Raw genomic sequence first — 7,307 nt, 5'->3', positions numbered from 1 at the left:
AACTGCTGATAATTCATGTTGGTACTGCTTTGTTCTGTGGTAAGAAGAATCATACCAACTTCAGCAGTTGGCTTCTTCTACACCTGATTAGCAGTGTCGCACTTATTATCTGAATTTAGGTTTATAGAGAACATTATTGAGAAAATTATCCTTTAAAATCAGTAATATAAATTAATTTCAGGAGCAGCATTTCTAACTAAAAAATAACCTACGACCGTTTTTGAATTGATTGCTTTTTGAATTGATTGCGGGAGCAGTGTTTCTAACTAAAGAGTAACCTACGACCGTTTTTGAATTGATTGTTTTTTGAATTGGTTGCGGGAGCAGCTTTACTAACTAAAGAGTAACCTACGACCGTTTTTGAATTGATTGTTTTTTGAATTGGTTGCGGGAGCAGTGTTTCTAACTAAAGAGTAACCTACGACCGTTTTTGAATTGTTTGCTTTTTGAATTGGTTGCGGGAGCAGTGTTTCTGACTAAAGAGTAACCTACGACCGTTTTTGAATTGGTTGCGGGAGCAGCTTTACTAACTAAAGAGTAACCTACGACCGTTTTTGAATTGGTTGCGGGAGCAGGATTCGAACCTACGACCTTCGGGTTATGAGCCCGACGAGCTACCAGACTGCTCCATCCCGCGACAAGTTAAACTATTGATATAGCTTACTTTTTAATGATATTACACTGATATATTCTGTGACCAAATTTAATATTTGGTTGCTGGAGCACTTTTATTCTTTAAAGAGTGAACCTACGACCTTTTACTAATAATGGTTGCGGGAGCAGGATTCGAACCTACGACCTTCGGGTTATGAGCCCGACGAGCTACCAGACTGCTCCATCCCGCGACAGATTAAACTATTGATTTATATAGTTTATATGCAGAAATCAAAGATAAATTTTGTGGCCAAAAACTATGTTTTGGTTGCGGGAGCAGGATTCGAACCTACGACCTTCGGGTTATGAGCCCGACGAGCTACCAGACTGCTCCATCCCGCGACAAACTAAACTACTGATATAGAATAGATTTTATCTCTTAGTACTGAAATTATTATGTGACCAAATTAGACTAATTCTATTTAGTTACGGGAGCAGCTTTTCTTACTAAAAAGAAACCTACGACCGTTCATTAACTTGGTTGCGGGAGCAGGATTCGAACCTACGACCTTCGGGTTATGAGCCCGACGAGCTACCAGACTGCTCCATCCCGCGACAAATTATGTTCTAATTCACTAACAATTTCGTTTTCGTTGCCCATATTTAAATGATTTTAGAAGAATTTTTCTTACTAAAAAGAAACCTACGACCGCTATCTAAATTGGTTGCGGGAGCAGGATTCGAACCTACGACCTTCGGGTTATGAGCCCGACGAGCTACCAGACTGCTCCATCCCGCGACAACGAGGGCGTATTATAGGTGAGTTCAGATAGGAGTCAAGCGGTTCATAGGCGTTTATCCTTTTTATCGTAAAAAGAACAGGCTAATCCAAACCTATGGCAAAATGTAGAATGCTTGTTTTAGAAGAGTCTTGATTTTAGGCTTTATCTTCTCAGGCAGTGGGACATGCTCACTATCAAGCTGAATAAAGGTAGGCTCAGTTTTATTGAGGCATAACACCGCATCCAATTCATCAATGAACTGAATAAGCGCATCTCTTGAATCCCATAGCACCAAAATACGAAACATATACACCACTTCCTTTTTAAACATTTATTAATCCTAGGCGCTAATGCGGATATTTCTATATCTCGGGTAGTTGTATTTTATAATTTAGTTATTATTGACTGTAGTCATATGTAGTTAAAAGACTACTTCATTCAGAACACCTAGCTTTGGAGCCATCGCATGTTCAGTAAAAGCGAAGAATTACTAAAGAAATCAACGATACCCGATAAGGATTCCGCCTTAATAGGTAGACCAGAAGCGCTTTCTGTCTCAGGGAAGCACGCCGTCAATAATGAATCTTTCCTTAGACCATTAAAAAGCAACGAAGCTGAGGTTGTATTAGCAATGGGTTGCTTTTGGGGAGCAGAAAGAAAGTTCTGGAATACGCCTGGTGTCGTGGTTACCTCTGTAGGTTATGCCGGCGGCATTACCCCAAACCCTACTTATGAAGAAGTTTGCAGCGGGCAAACGGGGCACACTGAAGCCGTGACCGTTCGTTTTGATACTAACATCACAACACTAGCCGGCATTTTAAAAGTCTTTTGGGAAAATCATGATCCGACTCAAGGCATGAGGCAAGGTAATGATATCGGTAGTCAATATCGCTCTGCCATTTATCTAAACAATGTAGACGATATAGAGATTGCGGAAGCAAGCAAAGCCGCGTTTCAAAAAGAACTCCTATCGGCAGGTCACGCTATGATCACAACAGAAATTGAGCCTCTAACGACTTATTACGTTGCCGAAGAATATCATCAGCAATATCTCCATAAAAACCCAGGCGGTTACTGTGGATTAGGTGGTACAGGCGTCAGCTGCCCTATTGGTTTGGGCGTTTAATACACCTAAAAAAACACAGCATTGCATCACTCATTTGCGAGCTATAAAAAAACCGAATTAGATATCTAATTCGGTTTTTTTGTTTCTACTAATGGCATCTAGCCATCAACATTAATACTGTACTCTTGGTCGTTGAACACTACTGCCACAGATGTCCCTGCTGCTCCCAATGTAAAATCCGAACCAAATGTAGCAACTTGGTGATCTGCATCATTAGAATCCTTAACAGAAAGGCTACCAGAACCATTTTCGTCAGACTTCAACGTGAGGTTATCGTTTAGATACGCCGTGACAGCATCTGCATCATTAAGATCAACACCATCACCAGATAGTAAATCACTTACATCCAACGCGTCACTATTGATATTAAAGTCAGTAATCGTATCAATACTACCAATAGCTGGATCCTGAAGAATAAACAGATCAGATCCATCTCCGCCAGTTAACGTATCTTGCCCTTGGCCGCCGATCAGAATGTCGTTTCCAGCGTTTCCTAATAACGTATCATCTCCATCCCCACCTCGAAGGATATCATTGCCAACACCGCCATCTAACTTATCATTGCCAGCCCCGCCATCTAATAGATCAGAATCGCCATTTCCATATAATTTATCATTACCATCACCGCCTTCTAGCCAGTCTTTGTCGTTACCGCCATATAAAATATCCTGGCTGTTGTTACCGACAATATGGTCATCACCACCATTACCCTTAATAGTATCGTCATTCTCTGTTCCAACTATGTAAGAGCCTTCCTCTCCATCGTTCCAATATTTCGAGTTTTGGTTCACATTATCGGTTGTGTCGTCTTCAATACCTGTATTGGACTCAAACCACGCAATATTGTCATCAAGACCTGCCGCCATTCCTTCGAACTCAGTAGGTGTATCATCTGATCCCAACACATCATCGGTTGTGTCGGTGACAATATCTGACACATCGGTTACAACAGAGGTCGTTGGATAAGCATCACTGCCTAGAACTTGGTAATCACTGTCTTGCAACACTAGACCTGTTACTGGCGCTAGAGAAACACTTAATTGGTAAGCCTCTCCCTGATCCCAGTAGACAATCTCAATAGACTGTTCGCCACCTTCTGTAACTCTAAAAGGAACAAATGTATCTGTGGTTGCTTGCTGAATATTATCGACACTAGCAACTACACTGCCATTTATCTTGACTTGATAGCCATCGTCGGCGGTTACTTTGATACTGTAGAGGCCAGCTGCTAATGACACACTGCCTGTCAATTGCACAACAGAATCTTCAGTACTGTCTTTATCAACGTACGTTAATGATTCAGCATCATCCCCTAACCATGAGGTTAGATTCGTATTCGCACCCAAATCCCCATTTGCAAGCCCATAATCGATTTCTGTACCAATGAAACTAGCATTAGCCGATTGAGAAGCAATAATGCTCTCTGCCTGTGCAATAGAGGTAATATTACTATTGCCTTCAGCAGAATCATCATAGTTATAGAAGCTTCCACTCAGCCCAGACACTGTTGTTGTGGTTCCTGTATCAGCATCAGGGCCGCTCACCGTAATAGACAAGGTATTCTCTACTGAATCACCATCGCCATCTACAACCGAATAGCTATATTGAACAACTTGTGAACCAGCATCGCCCAGGGAACTAACAAGAGCATCGCTTGGCGTGAAGCTATATGTGCCGTCTTCGTTGACAACCAATTTACCGTTATCATCACTCGTATTGCTAGCAACCACTGAGTCCAAACCATCTGCACCAGCGTCTGTATTAAGAGTGCCGGTTAACACATATTCTTCCACTGAACTTGAGTCTGTCAGTTCAACATGGGCAACCACAGAATAAGTTTCCTTATGTGATAAATCCGTAGCAGAATCAGTCGATAAGTCATATTCAGCGGTTGTCACGGTGTTAGCTACTTTGCCGTCCACTAAGAACCCATCAAGAGATACGGTATAGCTCACATCATTGACAACGACTTCCGTACTTGAACTCGCAAGCGTTAAAATGTCTCCAGAATTCGTAAGGATATTACTGGTATCATCTTCTGATAATAATGAAGAGAGTTTAACAGTTACCTCTGTCCCATCTATGACCAAAGTAACATCGACATTAAAATTAGCACTTGTTAGAGAATCAGCATAACTCGCATTCGTCAAACCATTGTCATGGGTAATTTTGGCAACGACAAACTTATGATTTTCACCAAAACCAATATCTGAAGAATTATCTTCAACTTCGCTAGCAGTAACAGAGCTTTCTCCAGCAGAGGTATATCCATGACCGACATTCCCCCATGAGAGCGTCTCGTCATAATCATCATGATCCTCAGGATCATCACTTGTAGAGTGAGTTCCTAAATCATAATCCTCTGTCTTTATATGGTTACCATGGTAGGTCTGAACTGATGCTATATCTCCTTCATCAAAGGATGCATCTGAAAATCCTGATGCAATATTCGATATAGAGAAAGTGCTAGCACTCAACTGCAGTTCTGCTTCGGTCGTAACCGAAGTAGGTGCGTCGTCTTCAATAACGGCGGTTATCGTGCTGGTTGTTGTTAACGTGCCATCGTTAACAACCACACCGAACTGAATAGAAAGCGAATCATCTGCTGTCGTATTTGGCTGATCAACAGGTCCACTCAATGTAACCGTGTATGAGCCTTCGCCACTGCTATTCACATCACCAAGCGTAACAGTAACAATCGCTTCACCATTCGCAGAGCCGATCAAATCTCCGCTGTCCGTTAGAGCCCAGACCAACGCAACACCACCAGAGGTATAAGTCTCTGTCGGTGCAACCAATGATACGGATAAATCATCTCCGTCTGCATCACTGACTGTAAAGGTTCCTGTCGCACTAGTTATACCCGTTGTCGAGTCCTCTAAACCTTTTTCAGATACGGTCACAGACTCATCATTAAGGGTAATTACTGGCGCATCATCCACGCTATTAACCGTTAAGCTGACCGTTGCTGGATTTGAAACTAGGCCATTATTATCTTTAACGGTGTATTCGAAGCTGTCTTCACCATTGTAATTATCATTTGGTGTGTAAGTGACTTCACCCGTTTCTGAATCAACAGACACTGTGCCATGCTCGGGTTGAGTAGTAATAACAACCGTCGTTGGATCTATAGTACCGTCTACATCGGTATCATTAGCCAGAACATCTATAGTGATTGAGGCATCTTCATCAGTAGCAATAGCACCTTCTGTTAAATTGCCATCAAGAAGATCAGCAAATCTGCTTGTCAAACTGACTGTACCATCTTCAGATACATCACTAGGGTCAAAGATCACATTAGTAGTCGTTTCACTGCCATCCGCTTGTAAGGTGGTTAAAGTCACGGTATCTGGAACAACTTGAGAGATAGTCATGTTCTGAACAACATAAGACCCATTATGGCCTGTTGTCGTTAATTTAAAGTAATCAACCGCATTATTCGTTGTGAATGAATAAGTACTTTCATATTCACCACCTATTCTAAAGCTAGATATTGATTGTTCTGAACCATCGACAAAGTGAGCGGTAATAGAAACAGCGGTTTCATGATTACTGTCCTTATCAAAATACCCACCTAAACCCGCCAATGTAAATGATATTTTATTAATAGAAACATCGGTTGCATCAATATCAACTTTTAATGACTCACCTAAACTAAGGCCATTCCCAGTCTCATTACCAATACCATAACCTACTGAGTTTTTTCCGTTCCAGGCTGTTAAAGTACCAGTAGAAACAGACGTAGTCACAGTGATTTCAGGTGCCCCATCAGGAGTCCCATCATTGAACGTTTTAACGACTTTTTTTCCATCACTATTTAAGCTACCCCAATCACTCACTGATGCCGTGCCATCAAAGCTGCCTGTTTTTGAATCCGAGTCAGCATCGAAAGAACCAATCTCAAAAGCTACAGCTTCCTCTAATTTATCGACTTCAGGATCAAAGCGGACTTCTGTATCAGAAGGGTAGGTAACACCCGCAGTCATCTCAACCCAATCGCCGTCAGCATTTTTCACCTCCATTGTTCCGTACTCAGGTAATTCATCAAGACGAATCCCCGTACTGTAAACCATGGTAGAGTCATCAGTCGCCACAGGTGCGTCGTTTACCGCATTAACTGTTACTGCTACGTTGGCTGTATCCGTCACCGTACCATCACTGATCGTGTAACTGATGTTCGCGTCACCGTTGAAGTTTTCGGCTGGCGTAAATTCAAGTTTGCCATCCACAATCGCTACCGTACCTTGTGCTTCTGATACCGTTGCGGCAGTGATGGTTAATGTATCGCCATCAAGGTCTGTGTCGTTAGACAACACATCGATGGTGATCACGCCACCGTCTTCATCTACGGACGCTTTGTCGTCTGTTGCCACTGGGCCATCGTTCGTGCCGTTGATGGTAATCGTGACCGTTTCTTCTGTGCCATCCGCTGTTTGGACGGTGAACGTCTCGGTCAACTTGTCGCCATCACCCAACGCTTGAACATCGCTGTTGTTGTTCGTTAGGTCGTATGTCCATGCGCCAGTGGCATCGACGCTGAACGTGCCGTAATCGCCTGCGCTATCTTCTTGCACTTGGAACACCGCTTCGTTTGCGTCGGTATCTGTCACACTCAAGGTGCCCGTCGCTTGCGCTGTTGTATCTTCTTTCACAGAACCCGTATCCGCGCCTGTGATAACCGCAACATCGTTCGTGCCGTTGATGGTAATCGTGACCGTTTCTTCTGTGCCATCCGCTGTTTGGACGGTGAACGTCTCGGTCAACTTGTCGCCATCACCCAACGCTTGAACATCGCTGTTGTTGTT

Annotated in this window: 3 protein-coding genes and 5 tRNA genes; 1 reads left to right on the top strand and 7 read right to left on the bottom strand. The window is 42.8% G+C overall.

Features of this window, described 5'->3' with window-relative positions; genetic code table 11:
• Positions 1-560 precede the first annotated feature (560 nt).
• The 6 genes from E0D70_RS17315 to E0D70_RS17290 form a co-directional block, all read right to left on the bottom strand.
• A tRNA-Met gene (locus tag E0D70_RS17315) sits at positions 561-637 on the bottom strand.
• 131 nt (positions 638-768) lie between these two features.
• Positions 769-845: transfer RNA gene (locus tag E0D70_RS17310), tRNA-Met, on the bottom strand.
• Between the two features lie 74 nt (positions 846-919).
• Positions 920-996 (bottom strand) — tRNA-Met (locus tag E0D70_RS17305).
• A gap of 136 nt (positions 997-1,132) precedes the next feature.
• Positions 1,133-1,209: transfer RNA gene (locus tag E0D70_RS17300), tRNA-Met, on the bottom strand.
• A 107-nt stretch (positions 1,210-1,316) separates the two neighbouring features.
• A tRNA-Met gene (locus E0D70_RS17295) sits at positions 1,317-1,393 on the bottom strand.
• Positions 1,394-1,488: 95 nt separating this feature from the next.
• Positions 1,489-1,707, bottom strand: coding sequence for a hypothetical protein (locus E0D70_RS17290; protein ID WP_133013515.1), 219 nt, complete (start codon positions 1,705-1,707; stop codon positions 1,489-1,491).
• Between the two features lie 135 nt (positions 1,708-1,842).
• Here E0D70_RS17290 and msrA point away from each other — a divergent pair, with 135 nt between their 5' ends.
• Entirely contained in the window at positions 1,843-2,502 is a 660-nt protein-coding gene (msrA, locus tag E0D70_RS17285) for a peptide-methionine (S)-S-oxide reductase MsrA (RefSeq protein WP_133013514.1), read from the top strand.
• 98 nt (positions 2,503-2,600) lie between these two features.
• On the opposite strand, the gene E0D70_RS17280 is transcribed toward msrA, so the two are convergent.
• Positions 2,601-7,307 (bottom strand): tandem-95 repeat protein (locus tag E0D70_RS17280; protein WP_133013513.1); only part of this gene is annotated, 4,707 nt, incomplete at its 5' end.

Source organism: Marinomonas flavescens, from assembly GCF_004352835.1.
Taxonomy (GTDB): domain Bacteria; phylum Pseudomonadota; class Gammaproteobacteria; order Pseudomonadales; family Marinomonadaceae; genus Marinomonas; species Marinomonas flavescens.
This window is presented reverse-complemented; position numbering and strand designations above follow the sequence as displayed.

Bases quoted from the DNA above. Each gene is read 5' to 3' on its own strand.
- E0D70_RS17290 (WP_133013515.1), bottom strand. From the start codon at position 1,707: ATGTTTAAAAAGGAAGTGGTGTATATGTTTCGTATTTTGGTGCTATGG.
- msrA (WP_133013514.1), top strand. From the start codon at position 1,843: ATGTTCAGTAAAAGCGAAGAATTACTAAAGAAATCAACGATACCCGAT.